A 20,985-nucleotide genomic window follows, 5' to 3' on the forward strand; every position below is an offset into this window, starting at 1 on the left:
ACTTTCGGGACACCACGCGTCCCGAAAGTGGCTTTCGCGACATCCGACAGCGCCGGGATGCGGGTCGAGAGAAAGCCAGGCGATGACCACGCCTGGCTTCTCTCAAAGCGTGAAGTAGGCCTCTTCCTCCTGCGCGAAGTGAAGCGTGAGAATCGCGTCGAGGCCGTAGAGGGTCGCCCTGAGGTCGTCGACCTGGTCCGGCCGGATGCCGTCCGGCGCCTCGTCGAGGTGCCTGCGCAGCCGGCGGGCCAGCCGCTCGATCTCGGCGTGCTCGCGGCTCATCGTGGCCGTGCTGTCCGGGCCTCCCAGCACTTCGGCCACCGCCGGATACAGCTGTTCCTCCTCGGCGCGTTCGTGCGGCAGAAGCCGTTCCGTGAGCAACTCGCCGGCGTGCCGGACCGCCTCATCGGCGTCCGGCCCCGCGCCTTCGGCCAGTGCGTCCGCTGCCAGGCGCACCGCGGAGCGGACCGGCAGCAAGGTTTCGTGCTCGCCGGCGAATCGCCGGACCAATCCTTCCGGCGCACGACGGCGAGACGCTCGCGGAGCCAGAAGAGCACGGAGCGAATTCCCGATGACGGCGATGTCGATCCCCTCCTGCACCAAGGCCCCCAGCACGGGTGCCAACCACCCGCCCGCCGCCGCGAGCATGGCGAGCACGGACAAGCCGGTGCCGATCCCGGCGCTCTCGACAGCGAGCCGTCTCGCCCGTCGCGCGATGTCCACCGCGTCGGCGAGCCGGTCGATGCGGTCGTCCAGGATCACCGCGTCGGCGGCCTGGACCGCGGCCGTCGAACCGCGGGAGCCCAGAGCGACGCCGACACCCGCGGCCGCGAGGGCGGGAGCGTCGTTGACCCCGTCCCCGACCATGGCGGTGACCGCGCGTTCGTTCTCCTCGCGTACGAACGCGATCTTGTCCCCCGGAGAACATTCCGCGTGCAGGTCGTCGAGGCCGAGCAGCGCGGCCACCTCCTCCGCGTTCCCGACGCGATCGCCGGTGAGCAGGACGATCCGGGTCAGTCCCGCCGCCCGCAGGCGGCGCAACGTCCGGGCCGCGTCCGGCCGGAGCCGGTCCCGTACCAGCAGCGCGGCGACCGGCTTCTCGTCCTCCTCGACCCAGATCACCGAGGCCAGGTCGAGCCTTCCCCGTCGTTCCACGCCAAGCGCCCAGCCGGGAAGCAGACTCGCCGACCGCCTGCCCACGCGGACGCTTTTCCCGTCCACCGTCCCCTCAACCCCGCGTCCCGGTGTCTCGGACACGACCTCGGCGGGCGGTACCTCGAGTCCAGCGGTCTTCGCCGCCCGCAGGACACATCCGGCGAGCACATGCGGCGAGTACTGCTCGACCGCCGCGGCGATACCGAGAACGCGATCGGCCGAGTCGTCCGGAGCGCAGACCACGGCGGTGATCTCCGGGCGGCCCTCGGTCACGGTGCCGGTCTTGTCCATCGCGAGGGTGCGGACCCGGCCGAGCAGTTCCAATGCGGCGCCGTCCTTGACGACCACGCCCGACCGCGCCATCCGGGACATTCCGCCGGTCACCGCGACCGGTACGGCCAAGAGCAGCGGGCAGGGCGTGGCGGTGACGAGCACCGCGACCGCGCGTGCCGGATCCGCGGTGAACGCCCAGGCGAGTGCGGCGATGACGAGTGCCGTCGGCAGAAACCAGACCGCCACCCGATCCGCCAGCCGCGCGATCGGCGCGGTACCCGAAGCGGCCTGCTCCGCGAGCCGGACGACTCCGGCGTAGGTGCTGGCGTCAGCGGTCGCGGAGGCCACCACCTCGACGGCGGAGCCGGCGTTGACGACGCCGCTACGGACCTCTTCCCCCGAACGATCGGCGGGCTCCGCTTCTCCGGTCAGGGCGGACTCGTCGAAGATCCCTTCACCACGGACCAGGCCGTCGACCGGAACGACCTCGCCGGGCAGGACCACGACCACGTCGCCCGGTAGCAAGGAGGCGGCCGGAACCACCTCGACCAGGTCGCCCCGGCGAACATGGGCCGAGGTCGGCGCCCGCGCCAGCAGCGCCGAGAGGTCGCGTCCGGCACGACGGCGCGCGGCCGCTTCGAGTACCCGGCCGGTCGCGACCATCGCCGCGATGATCGCCCCGGCGAGGTACTCCCCGACCGCGACAGTGCCACCGAGCGCGAGCACCGCGAGCACGTCGGCTCCCCACCTGCCCGCCCGCAGGTCGGCGAGCACCCAGAGCGTCGCCGGTACGAACATCACCACGGTGGCGCCCGCCCACAGCACCGAAGCCGTCACCGGGCTCCCGATGCGGGCGATACCGCCCGCGGCGAGCAGCGCCAGTACTCCGGTCAAGAGAAGCGTTTCGAGAGACGGAGGCCATCGGGGCTTCGTCATCCGGTCGCCCTGTTCGCCTCGTCGTCCCAACGGAAACGGACCTCGTCGACTACCTCGACGACGCCGGCGATCCGGCGTACCAGTGCCGACAGCAGGACAGCCTGGCTCCGTCGTTCGACCTCACCTCGCAGCGTCACGACGCCGTTTTCCACCTCTACCCGCACCTCACCCCGCGCCGGACGCCGGACCTGTTCCGTGACGTCCCGCAGGACCTCGTCCCGGATCTCCGCGTCCGTCCGGACGAAGGCGCGCACGAGGTCGGCCCGGCTGACGATCCCGGTCAGCGTCCCGTCGCGGTCGACCACCGGCAGTCGCTTGACCCGATGGCCCACCATCAACCGGGCCGCCTCCGCGACCGGACGGTCGGCTTCGACGGTGACCGCGGGAGTGCTCATCACGTCCCCCGCCGTACGTCCGTCCGCTTTGGACCGGATGCCCGGCACCCTCGGCCGCGAGGCGGCGATCGACTCGACCTGTCTGAGCAACAGGTCGGCCTCCGAGACGACGCCGACGACCGCGCGGTCGTCATCCACGACAGGGACGGCGCTGATCCCCTGGCCCGCGAGGATTCCGGCGATCTCCGCGATCGGGGTGCCCTTCCGCACCGAGCGGACCTCCCGGGTCATGACGTCGCGGACGGCCGTTCCACTCATGACGGACGCTCTTCGTCCTCTTCGGACGGTTCCTCACGCTTCCGCGCGCGATAGGACTCCGCGGCGAAGTATCTCCGCATCGCCGCCTCCGCCAGCTCACCCGAAGAACGGGACGGACCGGATCCGGCGGCGATCGCGTCCCGTGCTTCCTTGGCCGCGCGCGCGTTCTCGACGTCGTTCATGTTCTGCTTCCTTTCTTGGTGTGCTGCGGAATTTCGATATCCGCGCGGACGACGGCGACCGGGCACCGGGCCCGGCCTGCCAGGCCTTGGCTCACCGAGCCGAGCAGCATCCCGGCGAATCCGCTCCGGCCACGGGTTCCGACCACGATCAGGCCCGCTCGTTCTCCGTAATCCCGGAGGGTCTTGCCCGCTCGTCCCCGGACCACCACACAGCCGAAAGGAACGTCCGGATACTCGTGTGCCACCGAAGACACCTCGGCGGCCAAGGCACGTCGCGCGGAGTCGTGGACGACTCTCGATCCGCCGAGGCGCCACACGCCTGGCTGGACGGCGCCCAGCTCGCTCCACGTCCTGAGTGCGGTCACCGAGGTTCTCAGCTCCGACGCCTCCTGGAAAGCGAATCGCACGGCGGCCGCCGAGGCGGGCCAGCCGTCGACACCGACCAGTACCGGACCAGGACACGTGTCGCCATCGTGGACGATCACGAGCGGACATCGTCCGTGGTTCGCCAGCGCGAGTCCTGAAGACCCGAGTAAGAACCTTCCGACACTTCCGAATCCGCGAGAACCGAGGACCACGAGAGTGGCCTGGCGAGATTCCTCGACGAGCACCTTCCCCGGGTCGCCCTCCACGACCTCCGTCGTGATGTCCAGGCCGGGCACGGCCGCGGCGGCGGTCTTCCCTGCGACACTCAAGCGCCGGACCGCGGTCTCCAGCATGGCTTCACGCACCTCCGCCGCGGTGACCTCCAGGGTGGGGTAGTCACGTCCGGCCGATTCGTACGCGGACACGAGCCGCAGGGGAAGCCCGCGACGCTGGGCTTCCCCTGCGGCCCATCTCGCCGCTTCCACCGCTGACCGCGAACCGTCGATCCCGGCCACCACCGGATTCGGCCGACCGTCGTCGGATCTTCCAGTCATCTTCCGACCGCCTTCCACGAAGCGCTACAGCCAAGCTTGCCTTCGCCGTGCCGGCACGGTCAGTGCCCGCCGCCCCGATGTGCCGGGCCGTTGGCCCGCCGACCGCGGGACGTTCGGCCCTGACGCCGGGTGTGGGTTCGGACGACCCTTTGTCTTTTCCGGAGAGGAGACCTCGCGATGCGCGGTGCGGGAATTCGGCTTCACGAAGACGGGTGGTCCGCGACGGCGGGCCACCCCACTCTGCTCGACGCCTTCGCACCATGTCCGGACTTCGTTCTCGCGGAGACCGCACGGGTCGAAGTTCCAGCCGACGCGCTGTACCGGGCGATCGGCGAGCTCCGGGCCGCGGACGTGCGTTCGCCGTTGGTGCGGACGCTCGTCCGCGCGCGAGGCCTCCCCCAGACGCTCCGCGGGCACGGGCACCCTCCCGATCTCGGCGAGACCATGCTCGGCGAACGATGCGCCTTTCTCGGCGAGCGGCCAGGAGAAGAGATGGTCCTGGGCGCGGCGGGCCGGTTCTGGACCGCCGTTCCCGAGTGGTACGAGGTCACGGCGGACTCATTCCGGGAGTTCGCCCATCCCCACAGCGGTACGATCGCCATGGGGTTCTCCGTGACGCCGAGCGAGGGCACGGGCTGCCGGTCGACCATCGAGACCAGGATCACCGTCACCGACCCGGCCGCCCGGCACGCCATAGCGCTCTACTGGCACGCGATCAGGCCCGCTGCCTGGCTCACCACCCGTGCGCTGCTCGACACCCTCGCCGCACGCGCCGTCGCACTCACCGGTTCGTGAGCGCGACGGCGTCGTTCACCGCGTGGTCCAGCGCGGTGACCAGCAGTCCGGGGTCGGGTACGAGCGACCGATCGGTCCCGAAACCGAACCGGACGAAACCCGCGTAGCTGAACACACAGACCGTGACGGCTTGCTTCCCGCTGCACGGTGCCCAGCCCACGATTCCTTCGACGAGAGCCCCGGCGAGTTCGCCCGGCCGGCGTGGTCCCGGGACATTGGTCAGCACACCTACCGCCTTGGCCGCGAAGAACCGCGTCAAGGGTTCCGAGACGACGTCCGGTGCCCTGCCCGCCAGCCACTGGACGCCGAACGTGAGGACCGGCTCCAGTGACTCGCGAATGCTCGAGACACGACGGTGGACGTCATCCAACCGCTCGCGGAAGTTTCTTCTGCACAGAGGGAAACCTGCCAGTATCAGCGCGAAATCGTTGCCGAGATCCCGAGGCAGCGCACCATCGAAGTCCGAACGGCTCACCGGGATGAGCCACTTCATCTCCTCCGCGCCTCTTCCCGCAGCCGATTCTCGGGCGTACCGATCGAAAGCGGCCATGATCAGGGCGACGCACACGTCGTTCACGCTCGTTCCGGTGGCATGCCCCACGGCGGCGAGGAGATCCAACGGCACGGCGTCTCCCCACGCGGCGGTCTTCTCCGGCCCAGGTTCTCCCGACCAGAGTGCGCCGGACGCGGCGGGAGCCAGAAGGCCGAGCGCACCGTCGACGGTGTTCCGCGCGGTGAACCCCTGCCCCATCAGCCACCTCACCGCGGCGGCCGGACGGGACGGCAGCGCAGACGTCACGACCTCCGCGACCGCGCCGGTCAAACCCGCGACGGCGCTCAGGCCGAACAACGGCCAGCCCAGAGTCACACGCGCGATCGGTCCCTCCAGTCGCTCACCGAACCCGTTGAGTGCTTTCACCACCTTCGCCGCGGCCCTCGAAGGCGCGCGGGAAAAGTCGATTCCACGCGGCCCCACCCCACCGACTCTCGACGGCCTTTCGTCCCCGTCCACCGCGTCGAACAGTCCGAAAAGGACCTGGACCAGCCGGATACCGTCCGCCATGGCATGGTGCGAGCACAGGACGACCGCCGACCCCGAGCCGTAACCCCGAAGGAGTTCCATCGTCCACAAAGGATGATCCGGATCGAGGAGCCGTCCTCTTCGCGCCGCGACCAGATCCTGCAGGACCTCCCTGGTCCCGGGCGCGGGCAGCTCGCTCACTGTCAGATGCCGGTCCAGGCTGAACTCCAGGTCGTCCTCCCAAAACCACGTACCACCGTCGAGGACCGGACGTCGGGTGAACACCGGATAGCGTCCGATCAGCCGGTCCGCGACCACGCGCTTGAGGCGCTCGGGGTCCACTTCGGTCGACGTCCACAGCACGGCCGTGATGAGCATCGGGTTGGCGGGCCCGTCCAGCTTCAGCCACAATCTGTCCTGCGCGCTGATCGGGCGGCGGTCACCGGTCACGACCAGTGCTGCACGGCGATGGCCTCCTGCACGGCCGCGAGCCGGGCGCGCTCCGCCTCGTCCGCGGCGTTCTGCTCCGCCTCCGTCACGACAACCGCGTCCGGGCCGGGAAAGACCGTGGACACATGGTCGTCCTGGGGCCAGCGCACGACATAGGGCGGCGATCCGTCCGGATTGCGGACCTCGATGATCAGGCCACGCTGGTCCGGCTTCCCGACAGCCGGCCCTTTGATGACCAGCCAATCTCCTCGCTGCGCACGCATGGGGTTTCCGCCTTCCGCTGTGGCCGGCACGATTCTTTCGGTTGCTCGTCCTTCACCGTCCTCCGAGCGGAGTCGATGGTGGAGGGCCGAAGGTCCTCACGTGTCAGAGCCTGTTGGCGAAGCGGCCGGATGCGTGATCCTGACCTGGCCAAGGGTGTCCCGAACCCCACTTGGGGTAACTCGGGTGCCCCGAATGTGGCTTTCGCGACATGACTGCCGGCCGGTCGCCGAGGAACGCTCACCCGGCCGGCGGACAAGCCGAAACGCCACTCACGTTTGCCGTACCCCCTCGATGGCGCCACGAGTCCGCCTTCTTTCGAAAAGCAGCAAGAACGGCAGAGTGAACAGCAGCGAGCCTGCCACCGCGATCGGCCGTTGCAGCCACCAGATCGGGTCGGGCAGCCGGTCATCGGAGACGCCGTTCCCGAAGACGAAGTAGACGCAGGCCTTCGCCAGCGCCATCCCGGTGGTGTGGAAGAGGAACAACGGCAACGCGTACTGGTCGAGCAGACCGATGAAGCGGCGCCAGCGCGGCCTCGCGAGCCGTCGTTCGAAGAACGGGCGGGTCACCTCGGCGAATCCGCTCTGGAACGTCAGCAGCGCGACGATCACGAACGTCGGTGGCCCCATGTTCGACAACCGGTCCCCCGGCACGCCTACCATCGAACCCGGGTACAGACCGGAGAACACCAAGCCCGCGAGAGCGAACAGGCCGGTCCAGAGCAACGCATGCCCCCACCGCCGCGGTGCGTCGACGAGCCGTCGATAAAAGAATCCGGCCTGATGGGCGAGCCCCCAGACCGCGATCATGTTCACCCAGCCCGCCTGTTCCACGCCGTACCGGAAGCGCACCACGTCGGCTCCCAGCGCGACACCACCCAGCCAGACCAAGACCACGACGTCGAACTTCCGGTGCAGCCACAGACTCAACGGCAGCAGCATCAGGAGAACGACGTACACCGCGAGGAACCACAACGGGCTGATGATCAACAGCGCCGCACCGCGAATCCAGCGTAGATTGAACACCGACGCAGCGGTCACGCCGAACGCGGTCCAGATCAGTACCAGGGCTCCGGCCGGCGCGACGAGACGCCTGATCTGGTGCAGAACGTAGCGCCCGAGCGGATCCCCGCGAGCCCGCGCCCGTTGCCAGGACACCAGATGCACGTATCCCCCGACATAGAAGAACATCGGCATCACCTGGAGAAGCCAGGTGAAGATCCACAGACCGGAGAAGAACCCGAGCGGGCTCGTCGGCATCGGCCCGTCCGGTGCCCATCGCAGAATGGTGAACGCCCAGTGCCAGACGACCACGACGATCAGGCTCACCGAACGCAACCAGTCGACATACGGCTCTCTCGCCGGGTTCTCGCCGTCATCGGCTCGGTCCTGCTGCTCGCGGCCGCCACGGTGCTCGCGAACCGGGTGCTGCCCGGATGGGCGTATCCCGTGTGCGGTGTCGTGACGGCGGCCGCGCTGATCGCCGTCGCCAGGTTCTCCGGGCTCAGGCTCACGTCGATCGGGCTCGGCAAGCACACCCTCGGCCGCGCCGCCGCCATCGGCCTCGTGGGGGCCGGGCTGGTCGGCCTCGTGTTCGCGGTGGCGCTGGCCGTTCCCGGGCTCCGGACCTTCTTCGAGGACGGCAGGGTCGGGACCCCGGGCATCGGTCAGCTGTTGTGGCTCGCCCTGCTCCGTATTCCCCTCGGCACTGTTCTTCTCGAGGAAGTGGCGTTCCGCGGCGTTCTCCCCGCACTGCTCGGTGCCGGTGAGCGCTGGCGCTGGACACCGATTCTCGGCGCCGCCACCCTGTTCGGCCTGTGGCATCTGCTGCCCTCGCTCGCCTTGATCCGGAACGCCGCGGTCAACGCCACCGTCGGCGGTCTCCCGCTTCCGTTGATCTCCGTGCTGGCGATGGTCGCGGCGGCCGGGGCCGGGGTCTTCCTGTATTGGTGGCGGCACTGGGGAAAGGGCGTCCTGGCGCCCGCGCTCCTGCACTGCGCGACCAATTCGGGTGGCCTGATCATCGCCTGGTGGGTGGTTTCGCACCCGTGAGGTCATCCGGCGGCGGTCTCCAGAAGTCGCGCCCCGAGCCGGATACCCCAGGCTTCGGCACGTTCCTGCTCACCGTCGGACAGGATCGTGGCGTTCTTGCCGACGTCCACGAAGAAGCTCTCCGGCGGCAGCAACGGAACGCCGCGACGCTTCAGCAGCAGCTTCCGCGCGCCGAGCGCCGCGGAACCGGTGAGCCACCGAGCCCGGCGGATCCTCGTGTCGAAGACCGCGACGGGGACTCGCCGCGACGCGGTCGGGAGAGCGCTCAACCACTCCCGCAAGCCGGTCGCCGAACGAACTCCACCCTCGACTTCCTGCCGCGCGCTCTTGCGTGTCCCGGGGCGGGTCATGCCGTGGGCATGGGTGGGGCCTCCGACGACGAGCAGGCCGAGGCCGTCCCACTGGGCCGGTGCGTCGTCGACGTTGACGACGTCGACCTCGCACGAGGAAGCCAGTCCCTTGCCGATCGCCCTGGCGACGATCTCGGTGTTGCCGAACATCGATTCGAACACCACGAGTACCTGCATCACGACTCTCCTTGACTGATCGGCGAAAGTTCGTTCGAGACACGGGTGACGGCGATCGCGGCCAGCGCCACCCCGGCGGCGAGCAGCAGCGCGCCGGCCACAAGCAGGGCCCAGGACAGCCAGCCGAGGATCGGAAGGCTCGCACCCGCCTCCGCGCGCACGTCCACCCCGGCCGAGCCGTCGGCGTTCATCACCACGACGGTCCAGTCACCGGCCTGGTCCGGCCACGTGATCGTCTGCGTACCGGGACCGACCGCCGAAACCGTCCAGATACCCGTCTCCCAAGGGAGCACCGGCGACTTCGCGGAACGATGGACGGTCAGCGCGCCGGAGGCCAGGTCGGTGACCGTCGCGTAGTCGGTTCCGTCCAGGTATCTTTCCGCCGCCGAGGCCGGTGCGACGCCCACGAAAACGTCCTTCGCACCGAGAGGGGTCACGCGTACGCGGATATCGCCGAGCGCCCGGGCGGCGGGTATGTCACCGGCGGTGGTGGCGACGAAGGTGAATCGCTCACTCGCCAAGGCGGAGGTATCGGTGCTGTAGGTTCCCGAGGCCGTCAGGTATCCGTCGGCGTCGCGTTCGGCCCGGTCCAGCCACAGGGAGGCGGCGCCTCCGCTGATCAGACCGGTCGAGACGACGGCGAGCAGCACACCGGCCACGATCGACACGACGCGCCCCGGGGTCCACCCCGCCGGACGCGGGCGAGGCCGTGCCGATTCCGAGGAGCCGGGGAACGGAGAGCCGGGTTCGGTACCGCCGGAGTCCAGCCGGAACGGCGGGTACTCGTCGGTCATGAGTGCGGCGTACGCGCCCACCCGGATGACCCATCGGTCCATGCCGATCACGAAATCGAAGATCGGCTTCGGATACTCGCCCCGCACCAGCAGGATGACGCCCGCGATGAGCACCAGGATGCCGATCAGTCCGCCCGCTCCCCACTGGAAGCCAGTGTCGGAGCTGTACCACAGCCAGAGCCCGCCGCCGGCGAAGAGGCCGACGACGAGGTAGTGCGGAAGGGCGAGCAGCCACCACTTCACCAGTACGAGACCGCGGGACAACCGTTCCGGGTAGTCGATCTCGAGCCGCGCGGGATAACCGGGATCGTCGGCCAGGGTGAACGGCGGATAGCGATCCGTGCCCAGCGCGGCGTAGGCGTAGTAATGCACCCGCCACGTCCAGCGGAGAACGCCGACAGTGAATTCGAAGATCGCCCGCGGATACCGCCCGGTGACCAGGATGGCGAAGAACGCGACCGCCGTCAGCGGGACGAACGCGAGCCACAGCACCGCCAGCACGAGATAGTGCGGGATCGCGAGCAACCATTTCACCAGCCACAGCCAGCGGGACAGGCCGGGATCGAGCGAAGCCTCGACGCGGACAGGGGAACTCATGGGACGCCTCCTTGCGGGGAGCGGACCTTTTCGACGATCCCGCGCGGCCGCACGGGCGAACAGGAACGAACGGCCCGGCGAACCGGGCCCTCCGGCCCTCCACGGCCCGCGGCGTCCGGAGAACCATGAGACGCAGCCCCTTAACCCCCTGAGCAGAGGCAGGTTTCCGATGGACCACGGCCTTCCCGACGACTACACCGTCGAAACCGCGGTGGCCCTGGCCTGCCGCGCCCCTTCGGTGCACAACTCCCAGCCCTGGCAATGGCGCGTCGGAGATCGCACCGTTCACCTCTACGCCGACCGGACCCGGCAGCTGCCCGGGACCGACCCCGACGGGCGGGACCTGTTGCTCAGCTGCGGCGCGGCGCTGCACCATCTCCGGGTCGGCTTCGCCGCCTTGGGCTGGCGGGCCGAGGTGCACCGGTTACCCAATCCGGCGGAGCCGGACCACCTGGCGTCCGTCGAACTGCATCGGCACGAGCCCACCCAAGAGGACATCACGCTCGCCGCCGCCATCCCCCGGCGCCGGACCGACCGGCGCAGGCACAGCTCCTGGACCGTGCCCGCCGGGCACCTCGAGACCCTCGCCCGGCACGCGGCCGACGAAGGAGCCATCCTGCGTCCCGCCGTCGACGCCGCCCGCTACCACCTCGCCCGCGCCGTCTCCGAAGCCGCCGAGGCCCACGCGGCCGACCCGGCGTACCGCACCGAACTCGCCGCCTGGAGTGGCAGGCTCACCGCTCCCGACGGCGTCCCGTCGGCGAACGCACCCGCACAGGACGACACCCCCGGCGCCCTGCCCGCGCGTGCGTTCGCCGACCCCCGGCTCGGCCAGCCCGAAGGCTCGGCCGGTGAAGCGGACGAGACCGTGCTCCTCGTGCTCAGCACGGCTTCGGACGACGCCATGTCGCGGCTCCGCGCGGGTGAAGCCACCAGCGCGGTCCTGCTCGCCGCGACCAGCCTGGGCCTGGCCACTTCTCCGCTCACCGAACCGCTGGAAGTCGCGGGAACCAGGGTGCAGGTGCGAGACCTGGTCACCGGCGGCACTTTCCCGCAGATGGTGCTGCGGACCGGCTGGGCGCCGGTCAACGCCGACCCGCTCACCGCGACCCCGCGCCGGAACCTCGACGAGGTGCTCGCGCCCCTCGGGACGCCGGTGACCGGCGGCGTGCGCTACCAGAGCCACTGAATCGAAAGGGAGCGATCATGCCTTACTGGCACTACTCCAACGGCGGCTGGGTCAGCATGCTGCTGATGCTGATCACCGTGCTCATCCTGGTCGGCGGCCTCATCACCGTCTCGGTGATCCTGTTGCGCCGCACCACCAAGACCTCGACCGGCCACGACGACGCGGTCAAGATCCTGAACGAACGCTTCGCACGCGGGGAGATCGACAAGGACGAGTTCGAGACACGGCGTGCCGTGCTTCGCGGGTGACCGGACCCGCGCACGAAAGGACCTGTGATGTCACGGACGGCCAAACCCGGTCCGCCCTCCGACCCGATCCCACCCGCGGCCCCTCCCGAACCCCCGGGCTGGCGCCGCTGGGTGGTCCCCGCGGTCTTCCTGGTGATGCTGCTCCTGTTCTTCCTGCCTCATCTGTTGACCGCCGAGACACCCTCCTTCGGCTACACGGATTTCCTGTCCAAAGTAGACACCGGGCAGGTGGAGAAGATCACCGTCGACGACGAAGGGGCGATCAAGGGAAACCTCCGTGACGGGACGGCCTTCACGACACAGCTTCCCGTCGCGCTCGCCGACGACCAGGTGCTGCCGAAGCTGAAGGAGAAAGGCGTCCAGGTCACCGGCGCGCAGGGTGGGACGTCGGCCGTGCTGTCCTTCGTCGGCAGCCTGGTGCCGTTGCTCCTTCTGGTGGGTTTCCTGGTCTGGATGGGCAAAGGAGCGCAGCGCTCCCTCGCCGGGGCCGGCGGTTTCGGGCGGTCGAAAGCGAAGATCATCGAGGCGCAGCGGCCCACCACCCGGTTCGCGGACGTCGCGGGATACGAAGGGGTCAAACAGGAGGTCAGCGAGATCGTCGACTTCCTCCGTGACCCGGACCGCTACGCGGCGGCGGGCGCGAAAGGGCCACGAGGGGTCATCATGGTCGGACCGCCGGGCACCGGGAAGACCCTGCTGGCCCGCGCAGTCGCGGGTGAAGCCAGTGTGCCGTTCCTGTCGGTCACCGGTTCCGAGTTCGTGGAGATGTTCGTCGGCGTCGGGGCCTCGCGGGTCCGAGACCTGTTCACCGAGGCCAGAACCCGGGCGCCGTCGATCATCTTCATCGACGAGATCGACGCCGTCGGCAGCCGCCGGGGCGTCGGCGGTACGGGCGGCCACGATGAACGCGAACAGACCCTGAATCAGCTTCTGGCCGAAATGGACGGTTTCGATCAGAGCAGCGGGATCGTCGTGCTCGCCGCGACCAACCGGCCGGAATCCCTTGACCACGCGCTGTTGCGGCCCGGCCGGTTCGACCGGCAGGTCACCGTCCCGTTGCCGAACCAGGACGAACGCGCGGCCATCCTCGCCGTCCACGTACACGGCAAGCATCTCGGTCCTGACGTCGACCTCCGGCGCGTCGCCCGCGGAACGCCCGGGTTCTCCGGCGCGGATCTCGCGAATCTGGTCAACGAGGGAGCGATCAACGCCGTCCGCGACGGGCGGACGACCATCACGGCGGCCGATCTCGACTCCGCCCGTGACCGGGTTCTGCTCGGCCGCCGCGAAACGTCCAACGCCCTGCTGCCCGAAGAGCGGCACGCCGTGGCCGTCCACGAATCCGGTCACGCGCTGATCGCCGCGTTGTGCGAGCACGCCGATCCGGTCGCGAAGGTCACCATCCTTCCGGCGGGGATGGCACTGGGCGCCACCGAGCAGCTTCCCGAAGCCGAACGGCATCTCTACAGCGAGGCCTACCTCACCGACCTGCTGGCCGTGCGTCTTGGCGGCCGTGCCGCCGAACTGGTGGTGTTCCGCCAGGGTTCCACCGGCGCCGCCGACGATCTCGCCGGCGCCACCGCGCTCGCGGTGAAGATGGTGACGGAGTTCGGCCTGTCCACCGCGCTCGGCCCGGTCGCCTATCCGGCCGCACACAACCGGTTCCTCGCCGAGGATCCCGCCGAGCGACGGCAGGGCGGTTTCTCCGAAAGGACACAGCAGGTGATCGACCGGGAGGTCGCGCGGCTGCTGCGCGCGGCCGAAGACCGGGCCGTCGGCACCCTGCGCGGGCACCGGAAAGCGCTGGACCTGCTGACCGCCGCACTGATGAGCGAAGAGACAGTCGACGGGAGCGTCGTCCTCGACGTGCTGCGGCAGGAAGCCGAAGCCGGCGATCTCGCGTCCTGACCGATCCGGGAGGCACCGATGGACCATCTGAGCCCGCTCGACGCGGCGTTCCTGGAACTGGAGGACGGGGACTCCAACGCGTCCCTTTCCATCGCGTCGGTGGCGGTGCTCGAAGGCCCGCCGCCGTCGCACGCGGACTTCGTCCGGTCGATCACCGCCCGGTTGCCACTGATCCCCCGCTACCGGCAGAAGATCCACCGGGTGCCACTCGATCTCGGTCCACCGGTGTGGGTCGACGACGACCGGTTCGACGCGGCCCGGCACTTCCACCGGATCTCGGTTCCTCCCCCAGGTGGGGAGAAGGAGCTGTGCGAACTGGTCGCCCTGCTGATGGGGGAACGCCTCGACCGGGATCATCCGCTCTGGGAGTTCTGGGTCATGGAGGGGCTTTCCGGCGGCCGCTGGGCGGTGCTGTCGAAACTGCACCACTGCGTCGCGGACGGCGTCACGGGTAACGAGCTGCTGAAGGTCCTTTTCACGGACGCACCACCGGACGCCGTCTCAGCCGAACCGGTCCCCGATCTCGGCAGCGTGGACCTGCTCAAGGATGCCGCACGCAGGCTTCTGCTGACCCCTGTCGCCCAGCTTCGCTCGGTGGCCGGACTGGTGTTCTCCCCTTCCAAGGCGGTGCGCGGTATCGCGGACGCCGTCTCGGGCTTGACGGCGTTCGCCTCCGCGCTCATCCCGGCCGCGAGGTCGTCGCTCTCCGGCCCCATCGGACCCGACCGCCGCTACGAGGTCGCGCACACCTCCCTCGACGACGTCCACGACGTCTGCCGTGCCTTCGAGGTCACCGTCAACGACGTGGCGCTGGCGGCCGTCACAGGCGCGTTCCGTGCTCTGCTGCGCCGGAGAGGCGAGAACCCGGTCCCGGACGCGATGCGCGCCCTCGTGCCGGTCTCCGTCCGCGGCGACCACGGCACCGTCGACAACGAAGTCTCGCTGATGCTGCCCCTGCTCCCCGTCGACGTCCCCGACCCCGTGGGACGGCTGGTCGCCGTCCATCGGCGTTCGGCCGCGTTGAAGGCGAGCAAGGAGGCGGAAGCCGGCGCCGCTTTGACCGGTGTCGCGGCCTCCGCGCCGTTCGCCCCCATGGCGTGGGCCGTCCGGCTCGCCGCCGGGCTCCCGCAGCACAACGTGGTCTCGGTGGTCACCAACGTCCCCGGCCCCCGGACACCACTGCGGTTGCTCGGACGCGAGGTGGCGGACCTCTACCCGTACGTCCCGGTCGCCTTGCGGCTCCGGACCGGTGTGGCCGTGTTCTCGTATCGCGACAAACTCAACTTCGGGATCACCCTGGACTTCGCGAGTGCGCCGGACGCCGGTTTCCTCGCCAAGGCCATCGAAAACGAGCTCTCGGCCTTGGCGAGGATCGCGCACCGGTCACGGCCGGGCGCGGACGGCCTTGTGGACGGTGTCGGCGAGCAACACGACCGGCACGGTGGCGAAGGCCAGCACCCAGCCGAGCGGGCTCGGCACGGTTCCGCCGAGAAGCCCGGGCAACGGCGGCATGAGCAGGAACGCGGCCAGCATCGCGAGTTCGAAGACGATCGCGAACCACAGCAACGGATTTCCCCGCAAACCGATCCTGCCGATCCAGCGTGACTCGCTCCGGCAGGCGAAGGCGTTCGCGAGCTGGCCGAGCACGATCGCGGAGAACGCGGTCCCGGACGCGGTCGCGAGCAGCGCGGTGCCGGGCGTCTCGCCGAACCACCAGCCACCGGCGAGCAGCACCACGAGGAACGCCGCCATGGCCGCCAGTGCCTCGGCGGGACCGAGCACCCCGAAAGCACGACGCGCCAGCCTGCCGTCGATCAGGGAACCGCCCTTCGCGGGCCCCTCCATCGTGCGCCGGTTCGGCGGCTCCGCGCCGAGCGCGACCGCCGGGAGGAGGTCGGTGCCGATGTCGAGCGCCAGGACCTGAAGGACGGTGATGGCCAGCGGGATCTGCCCGCCCGCGAGCGCCCACACGACGAACGGCGTGAGCTCGGCGACGTTGTCGGTCAGGTGATAGGTGAGGAAGCGCCGGATGTTCACGAACGTCGCGCGCCCGAGTTCCACGGCGGCCACGATGGTGCCGAAGTGATCGTCGAGGAGGACCAGGTCGGCCGCTTCCCTGGCGACGTCGCTGCCCGAAGCGCCCATGGCGACACCGATGTCGGCCGTACGCAAGGCCGGCCCGTCGTTGACGCCGTCGCCGGTCATCGCCACGACATGTCCTCGCGCCTGGAGGGCCTTCGCGATCCGGAGCTTCTCCTCCGGGGCGACCCTCGCGACCACCACGCCGTCGACGTCGAGCAGCCTGCCGAGTTCCTCGTCGTCGGCGGGCAGGTCCTTGCCTTCCAGGACGAGCCGGTCCGGTCCGAGCAGACCGACTTCCTCGGCGATCGCCGCGGCCGTTCCCGGATGGTCGCCGGTCACCATCGCCAGCCGGATCCCGGCGCGGCGGCAGGACGCGATCGCGGCGCCGACGTCGGGCCGGGGCGGGTCCTCCAGTCCGACGAGGCCGAGCAGCGTCAGCCCGCCTTCTTCCTCCTTTGAGGACGGTTCGGCGTGGTGCGCCACCGCGAGCACCCGCAGTCCTGCCCGGCTGAACGCGGCGATGGCTTCGTCCGCGCCGGAAACCTCCCCGCACAGGGGCAGGACGGTGTCCGGTGCGCCCGAGACGTGGAGGCCGCCGGCGTCCGCGACCGACGACCGGCGCCGACGCGGATCGAACGGCCGCCGCCGGACCGGCGGCGGAGAGGCACCGACTCCGGCTCGTGCGGCGAGGACGTGCAGCGCCACCTCCATCGGATCGCCCACCGGCCGCCACCCGTTCGCCTCTTCGACGGCGTGCGCGTCCGGTGAGCACCGCGCCGCCGAGTCCGCGAGCGTCGCCGCGGCTCGCACCGCGGCCGGAGTGCCGGTCAGCTCGCCGACCGGCAGGTACCCCGTACCGTCGACCTTGACGGTCCCGGACGGGGTCCACACCCGGACGACGGACATCTCGTTGCGGGTCAGCGTGCCGGTCTTGTCGGTGCAGATGAAGGTGGTCGCCCCCAGCGTCTCGACGGATTCGAGCCGGCGTACCAGGGCGTGGCGGCCCGCCATCTTCTGCGCCGCTCGCGCCAGCGACAGCGTCACGGTCGGCAGCAGCCCTTCCGGGACGAGCGCGACCGTCACACCGATCGCGAGCAGGAAGCTTTCCGTTCCCGCGCGGCCGAGGCCGAGGGCGGCGGCGAAGAACACGCAGCCGACCGCGACCGCGATCAGCGCCACGATCCGCACCACACGGTGCAATTGCGCGGCCAGAGGGCTCTTGGGCCGCACGGCGTTCGCGGTCACCGCGGAGATCCCGGCGAGCCGGGAGCGGGGGCCCGTGGCCGTCACGATCGCGACGCCGTGCCCTTCGGTGACATACGTCCCGGCGAAGACGGATCCGCCCACCTCCGGCCGCACGGGTCTGCTCTCGCCGGTCAGCATCGACTCATCCACCGACAGCGACCCGCGTTCGGCGAGCCGTCCGTCCGCGCACACCCGGTCGCCCGCCTCGAGCAGGACCACGTCTCCCACGACCAGCTCCGCCGCGTCCACCACGACCGCGCGCCCGTCCCGGCGCACCGTCGCGCGGACCGGCAGCAGATCCCGCAACCGTTCGGCGGCCCGATCGGCGCGGTACTCCTGCGCGAACGAGAACGCGCCGTTGAGCAGGACGACCACGGCGATCGCGATCGACAGCGCCGGCATTCCGGCGAGCAGAGCCAGACCGGCGGCAGCCCACAGCATGAGCGCGAAGAAGTGGACCATCTGCCCGGCCAGCGTCAGCAGCGGATTCCGCTGTTTCGCGGCGGGCAAGGTGTTCGGCCCGTCCCGGCGAAGCGCCGTCGCCGCTTCGGCGGCGGTGAGGCCGGCCGTTTCCCGGGCCACGACGGAACCGGTCACCGGTCCGCTGTTTCGCGGGCCACGATCACCGGGCACAGCGCGTAGGACATCACCGCTTGGCTCGTCGAACCGAGCAGCATTCCGGCGACCCCGCCGCGGCCGCGGCTGCCCACGACCAGCAGTTGCGCCCGGTCCGCGCGCTTGAGCAGTTCGTCCGCCGGACGGCCACGCACGACCTCTCGGTGGACGCGCACGTCGGGGTACTTCTCCCGCCAGCCCGCGAGGCGTTCGGCGAGCACCTCGTTCGCGCTCTCCTCGATCTCGGACCGCTCCAAGCTCCAGTGCGTCTCCTCGAACACCACCGAGAGGAAGACGTCGTCCCAGCAGTGCAGAGCGACCAGCTCCGTCTGCCGCCACGAAGCTTCCTCGAAGGCGAGCGCGAGAGCGGCTTCGCTGGTCCTCGTCCCGTCGATCCCGACGACGACCGGTCCGTCCTCCGGTGTGTCGGCTTCCGCGATGTGGGGGCGGATCAGCGCGACGGGGCACGCCGCACGTGCCGCCAGCGCGATGGACACCGATCCGACCAGCACCCGGCCCAAGGGACGCAGACCTTCGGTCCCCAGCACGAGCAGGTCCGCGTTCTCGGCCGCGTCCTTCAGCGCTTGCACCGGGCGCTCGTGCCGCAGGTCGAGCGTGACGTGGACGTCCGGAGCGATCTCCCTGGCGGTATCACGGGCCTCCCGCAGGAGGCGATGCCCGCGCATCCTGATCATCCCGGAGAGATCCTCCCTGGTCGGCATCGGCCGCGGGTGACTCAGTGACTCGTCGTCGATCGCGTGCACCAGCGTCAGTTCCGCGTGGCGGCGGTGCGCCTGCTCCGCCGCCCAGCGGACGGCCCTGATCGCGGACTCCGAGCCGTCGACACCGACGACGACCCGATGCCCTGAATTCTCCGGCATGGCGGTTCACCCCATCCTGATTTCGGCAACTGCCTTGGACGTTAGGAACTGACCCGCGAAGAAGGCAGCGGCGTTCGTAACCAGGAGACGGGACCTTCGGCCTATCAGTCCATTGTGGAGGGAGGAGACGGCAGCCGCACCACCGCGTCCGCGAGCCCATCCGTGATCACCCGCCGCGCCCCCGCCGAGTCGAGCAGGTCGGCGACCGGCCGGTTGTCGGCGAGATAGGTGGCCGTGAACTCGCTGAACCCGTGCCGCGACGCCACTTCCGCCAGCTTCGCGACCAAAGCCGATGCCAGCCCGGCCCGGCGCCAACCAGGCTTCACCACGACCGCGATTTCGGCGACGCCGGGCCGGGTCGTCGCCTCGTACCTCGCGATCGCCACACCCTTCCCCGTCTCGTCGCGTGCGACCAACGCGTAACGCCGATCGAAGTCGAGCTCGGTCAGGTGCGCCAGCAAGCGCGGTGTCACCTTCGGAGGCGGGCCGCAGAACCGGCGGTACAACGTCTCCCGATCCGCCTCGGCGAGCGCCTCGCCGAGTTCCTCGGAGTCGGCGGGGCTCAGACGGGTCACGAAGACGGTCCGGCCATCGCGCAGGCGCACCGGCTGTCCGTCCATCGGCTCAGCGTAGAGCCGCCGGCTCTCGCTGCGACAAGGCCGAAGAGGCCGTGGCACCGGGGACCAACGTCCCTCGTCCTCCGCCCGGCGGTCGAAAGCCCTCAGCGTTCGTGTCGCGAAAGCCACTTTCGGGACATCACACGCCTCGAAAGTGGCTTTCGCGACACCGGGGCCTCGCCACAGGCGCAGCCGTCAGATCAGCACCCGCTCCCGATCACGAGGAACGACAGCCTGCCAATCCCGTTCGGCGCGCAGCCGTTCGGCGACCGCCTCCGAGGCGTCGGGTTCACCGTGCACGAGGTAGGTGGTCTTCGGTGGCGTTCCCGCGGTGGCCCACCGCACCAGCTCGTCCGCGTCGGCATGGGCGCTGAAGGCGTCGAGCTGGGCCACGTCGGCGCGAACCGTTGTGTAGCGGCCGTGGATCTTGATCTGCCTGGCGCCGTTCGCGAGGCTGCGAGCGCGGGTGCCGGGGGCGGCGTAGCCGACTATGAGCACGGTGTGCCGGTAGTCGGGGAGCATGTGCTCCAGGTGATGCAGTACCCGGCCTCCGCTCGCCATCCCCGACGCGGAGATGATGATCGAAGGCATCCTCGGCGCGTTGACCCGCATGGACTCCTCCACGGTCCGCAGCTCGGTCAACGAAGGCGGGGTCAGCGGATCGTGCCCGGCCAGTTCGGGCCGGATCTCCGGCCAGCGGTCGCGGAACGCCTCGCGGTACACCCGCAACGCCGCCAACGCCATCGGGCTGTCCACGTACACCGGCAGGTCGGGGATGGACCGCGACCGCATCAGTTTCGCGAGCGCGGCCAGGACCACTTCGGTCCGGTCGACGGCGAACGCCGGGATGAGCACGCTGCCACCACGTCCGGCGGTCCGCCTGACCACGTCGGCGAGCTGGTCCATGGCACCGGCGTCGTGGTGGACGCGGGAACCGTAGGTCGATTCGAGTACCAGCGCGTCGCAGGAGGGGCGCGGCGACGGCGGCCGCAGAAGACTGTGCGCCGGGCGGCCGAGATCGCCGCTGAACACGACGTCACGTTCCTCGGAGCGCAGGTGAGCCCATGCGGAGCCGAGAATGTGACCGGCTTGCCCGAACCGCAGCGTCATGTCCTTGCCCACCGTGACTTCGTCGCCGTAGTCGAGTTTTTCGAGAAGGCCGATCGCTTTCCGCGCGTCGCCCGCGTCATAGAGCGGCATGGCGGGCCGGTGTTTCGACCAGCCGTACTTGTTGGCGTGCGCGGCCTCCTCGGTCATGAGATGGGCGCTGTCCTCCAGCACGATCGGCACGAGAGCAGCGGTGCCCGGTGTCGCGTAGACCGGTCCGCGCCAGCCCGACCGCACCAGGACCGGCAGATACCCGCAGTGGTCCAGATGCGCGTGGGTGATCACCACGGCGTCGACATCGGTCAACGCCCGAGGCAGCGGCGTCCAGTTCCGGCGGCGCAGATCGGCGAGGCCCTGGAAGAGGCCGCAGTCGACCAGGACGCGGGAGCCGGGCGTTTCCAGCAGGTACTTGCTGCCGGTGACGGTTCCGGCTCCGCCATGGAAGGTCAGCGCGATGGTCACGATGGCACCTTTT

At 70.1% G+C, this 20,985-nt stretch carries 18 protein-coding genes and 1 pseudogene; 6 read left to right on the forward strand and 13 right to left on the reverse strand.

Annotation, left to right across the window (positions count from 1 at the left end; all coding sequences use genetic code 11):
- Positions 1–102 precede the first annotated feature (102 nt).
- The 4 genes from ACFWIW_RS24175 to ACFWIW_RS24190 are packed head-to-tail and all read right to left on the reverse strand — an operon-like array spanning position 103 to position 4,119.
- The gene (locus tag ACFWIW_RS24175) at positions 103–2,364 is read right to left on the reverse strand and encodes a heavy metal translocating P-type ATPase (protein WP_378370504.1); all 2,262 of its coding nucleotides are present in this window, start codon (positions 2,362–2,364) and stop codon (positions 103–105) included.
- A complete protein-coding gene (locus tag ACFWIW_RS24180; RefSeq protein WP_378370505.1) occupies positions 2,361–3,017 on the reverse strand; it encodes a CBS domain-containing protein in 657 nt (218 codons plus the stop codon). Before ACFWIW_RS24180 ends, ACFWIW_RS24175 begins: the two co-directional genes overlap by 4 nt.
- Positions 3,014–3,199: a hypothetical protein gene (locus ACFWIW_RS24185; RefSeq protein ID WP_378370506.1), complete on the reverse strand. Its 186-nt coding sequence runs from the start codon at positions 3,197–3,199 to the stop codon at positions 3,014–3,016. The genes ACFWIW_RS24180 and ACFWIW_RS24185 overlap by 4 nt, the downstream gene beginning before the upstream one ends.
- Positions 3,196–4,119, reverse strand: a complete 924-nt coding sequence (locus ACFWIW_RS24190; RefSeq protein ID WP_378370507.1) for a universal stress protein — start codon at positions 4,117–4,119, stop codon at positions 3,196–3,198. Before ACFWIW_RS24190 ends, ACFWIW_RS24185 begins: the two co-directional genes overlap by 4 nt.
- A gap of 177 nt (positions 4,120–4,296) precedes the next feature.
- On the opposite strand from ACFWIW_RS24190, the gene ACFWIW_RS24195 reads away from it, so the two are divergent.
- Positions 4,297–4,914 (forward strand): hypothetical protein, encoded by a 618-nt coding sequence (locus tag ACFWIW_RS24195; protein WP_378370508.1) that lies wholly within the window; start codon positions 4,297–4,299, stop codon positions 4,912–4,914.
- Here ACFWIW_RS24195 and ACFWIW_RS24200 read toward each other — a convergent pair.
- From ACFWIW_RS24200 to ACFWIW_RS24210, 3 genes are all read right to left on the reverse strand, one after another.
- The gene (locus tag ACFWIW_RS24200; protein ID WP_378370509.1) at positions 4,901–6,385 is read right to left on the reverse strand and encodes a WS/DGAT domain-containing protein; all 1,485 of its coding nucleotides are present in this window, start codon (positions 6,383–6,385) and stop codon (positions 4,901–4,903) included. The genes ACFWIW_RS24195 and ACFWIW_RS24200 overlap by 14 nt on opposite strands.
- Positions 6,382–6,648, reverse strand: a complete 267-nt coding sequence (locus ACFWIW_RS24205; RefSeq protein ID WP_378370510.1) for a DUF1918 domain-containing protein — start codon at positions 6,646–6,648, stop codon at positions 6,382–6,384. The genes ACFWIW_RS24200 and ACFWIW_RS24205 overlap by 4 nt, the downstream gene beginning before the upstream one ends.
- Positions 6,649–6,918: 270 nt before the next feature.
- Positions 6,919–7,977: an acyltransferase family protein gene (locus tag ACFWIW_RS24210; RefSeq protein ID WP_378370511.1), complete on the reverse strand. Its 1,059-nt coding sequence runs from the start codon at positions 7,975–7,977 to the stop codon at positions 6,919–6,921.
- On the opposite strand from ACFWIW_RS24210, the gene ACFWIW_RS24215 reads away from it, so the two are divergent.
- On the forward strand, positions 7,948–8,700 hold the full coding sequence (locus tag ACFWIW_RS24215; protein WP_378370512.1) for a CPBP family intramembrane glutamic endopeptidase: 753 nt from the start codon (positions 7,948–7,950) through the stop codon (positions 8,698–8,700). The two genes, ACFWIW_RS24210 and ACFWIW_RS24215, sit on opposite strands and share 30 nt — an antisense overlap.
- Before the next feature lie 2 nt (positions 8,701–8,702).
- Here the strand turns inward: ACFWIW_RS24215 and ACFWIW_RS24220 are convergent, their stop codons facing one another.
- Positions 8,703–9,227, reverse strand: coding sequence for a flavodoxin family protein (locus tag ACFWIW_RS24220; protein WP_378370513.1), 525 nt, complete (start codon positions 9,225–9,227; stop codon positions 8,703–8,705).
- Positions 9,227–10,618, reverse strand: a complete 1,392-nt coding sequence (locus ACFWIW_RS24225; protein WP_378370514.1) for a DUF4389 domain-containing protein — start codon at positions 10,616–10,618, stop codon at positions 9,227–9,229. Before ACFWIW_RS24225 ends, ACFWIW_RS24220 begins: the two co-directional genes overlap by 1 nt.
- Positions 10,619–10,787: 169 nt before the next feature.
- Between ACFWIW_RS24225 and ACFWIW_RS24230 the strand changes: the two genes are divergently transcribed.
- The 4 genes and pseudogenes from ACFWIW_RS24230 to ACFWIW_RS24245 form a co-directional block, all read left to right on the forward strand.
- Entirely contained in the window at positions 10,788–11,807 is a 1,020-nt protein-coding gene (locus ACFWIW_RS24230; RefSeq protein WP_378370515.1) for an Acg family FMN-binding oxidoreductase, read from the forward strand.
- Positions 11,808–11,824: 17 nt separating this feature from the next.
- Positions 11,825–12,055, forward strand: a complete 231-nt coding sequence (locus ACFWIW_RS24235) for an SHOCT domain-containing protein (protein WP_378370516.1) — start codon at positions 11,825–11,827, stop codon at positions 12,053–12,055.
- A gap of 27 nt (positions 12,056–12,082) precedes the next feature.
- Positions 12,083–13,963, forward strand: a complete 1,881-nt coding sequence (ftsH, locus tag ACFWIW_RS24240; RefSeq protein ID WP_378370517.1) for an ATP-dependent zinc metalloprotease FtsH — start codon at positions 12,083–12,085, stop codon at positions 13,961–13,963.
- An 18-nt stretch (positions 13,964–13,981) separates the two neighbouring features.
- Positions 13,982–15,325, forward strand: a pseudogene (locus ACFWIW_RS24245) (wax ester/triacylglycerol synthase family O-acyltransferase); the annotation flags it as partial.
- Between the two features lie 21 nt (positions 15,326–15,346).
- Here the strand turns inward: ACFWIW_RS24245 and ACFWIW_RS24250 are convergent.
- The 4 genes from ACFWIW_RS24250 to ACFWIW_RS24265 all read right to left on the reverse strand — a co-directional run bounded on the left by ACFWIW_RS24250 (position 15,347) and on the right by ACFWIW_RS24265 (position 20,972).
- A complete protein-coding gene (locus tag ACFWIW_RS24250) occupies positions 15,347–17,887 on the reverse strand; it encodes a cation-translocating P-type ATPase (RefSeq protein WP_378370518.1) in 2,541 nt (846 codons plus the stop codon).
- Complete coding sequence (locus ACFWIW_RS24255; RefSeq protein WP_378370519.1) at positions 17,884–18,786, reverse strand: universal stress protein; 903 nt, start codon at positions 18,784–18,786, stop codon at positions 17,884–17,886. Before ACFWIW_RS24255 ends, ACFWIW_RS24250 begins: the two co-directional genes overlap by 4 nt.
- A 104-nt stretch (positions 18,787–18,890) precedes the next feature.
- Positions 18,891–19,406 carry a GNAT family N-acetyltransferase gene (locus ACFWIW_RS24260; RefSeq protein ID WP_378370520.1) on the reverse strand — a complete coding sequence of 172 codons (516 nt, stop codon included), beginning with the start codon at positions 19,404–19,406 and terminating at the stop codon, positions 18,891–18,893.
- 192 nt (positions 19,407–19,598) lie between these two features.
- Entirely contained in the window at positions 19,599–20,972 is a 1,374-nt protein-coding gene (locus ACFWIW_RS24265; protein ID WP_378370521.1) for an MBL fold metallo-hydrolase RNA specificity domain-containing protein, read from the reverse strand.
- Between the last annotated feature and the right edge of the window lie 13 nt (positions 20,973–20,985).

Source organism: Amycolatopsis sp. NPDC058340 (assembly GCF_042723975.1).
Classification (GTDB): domain Bacteria; phylum Actinomycetota; class Actinomycetes; order Mycobacteriales; family Pseudonocardiaceae; genus Amycolatopsis.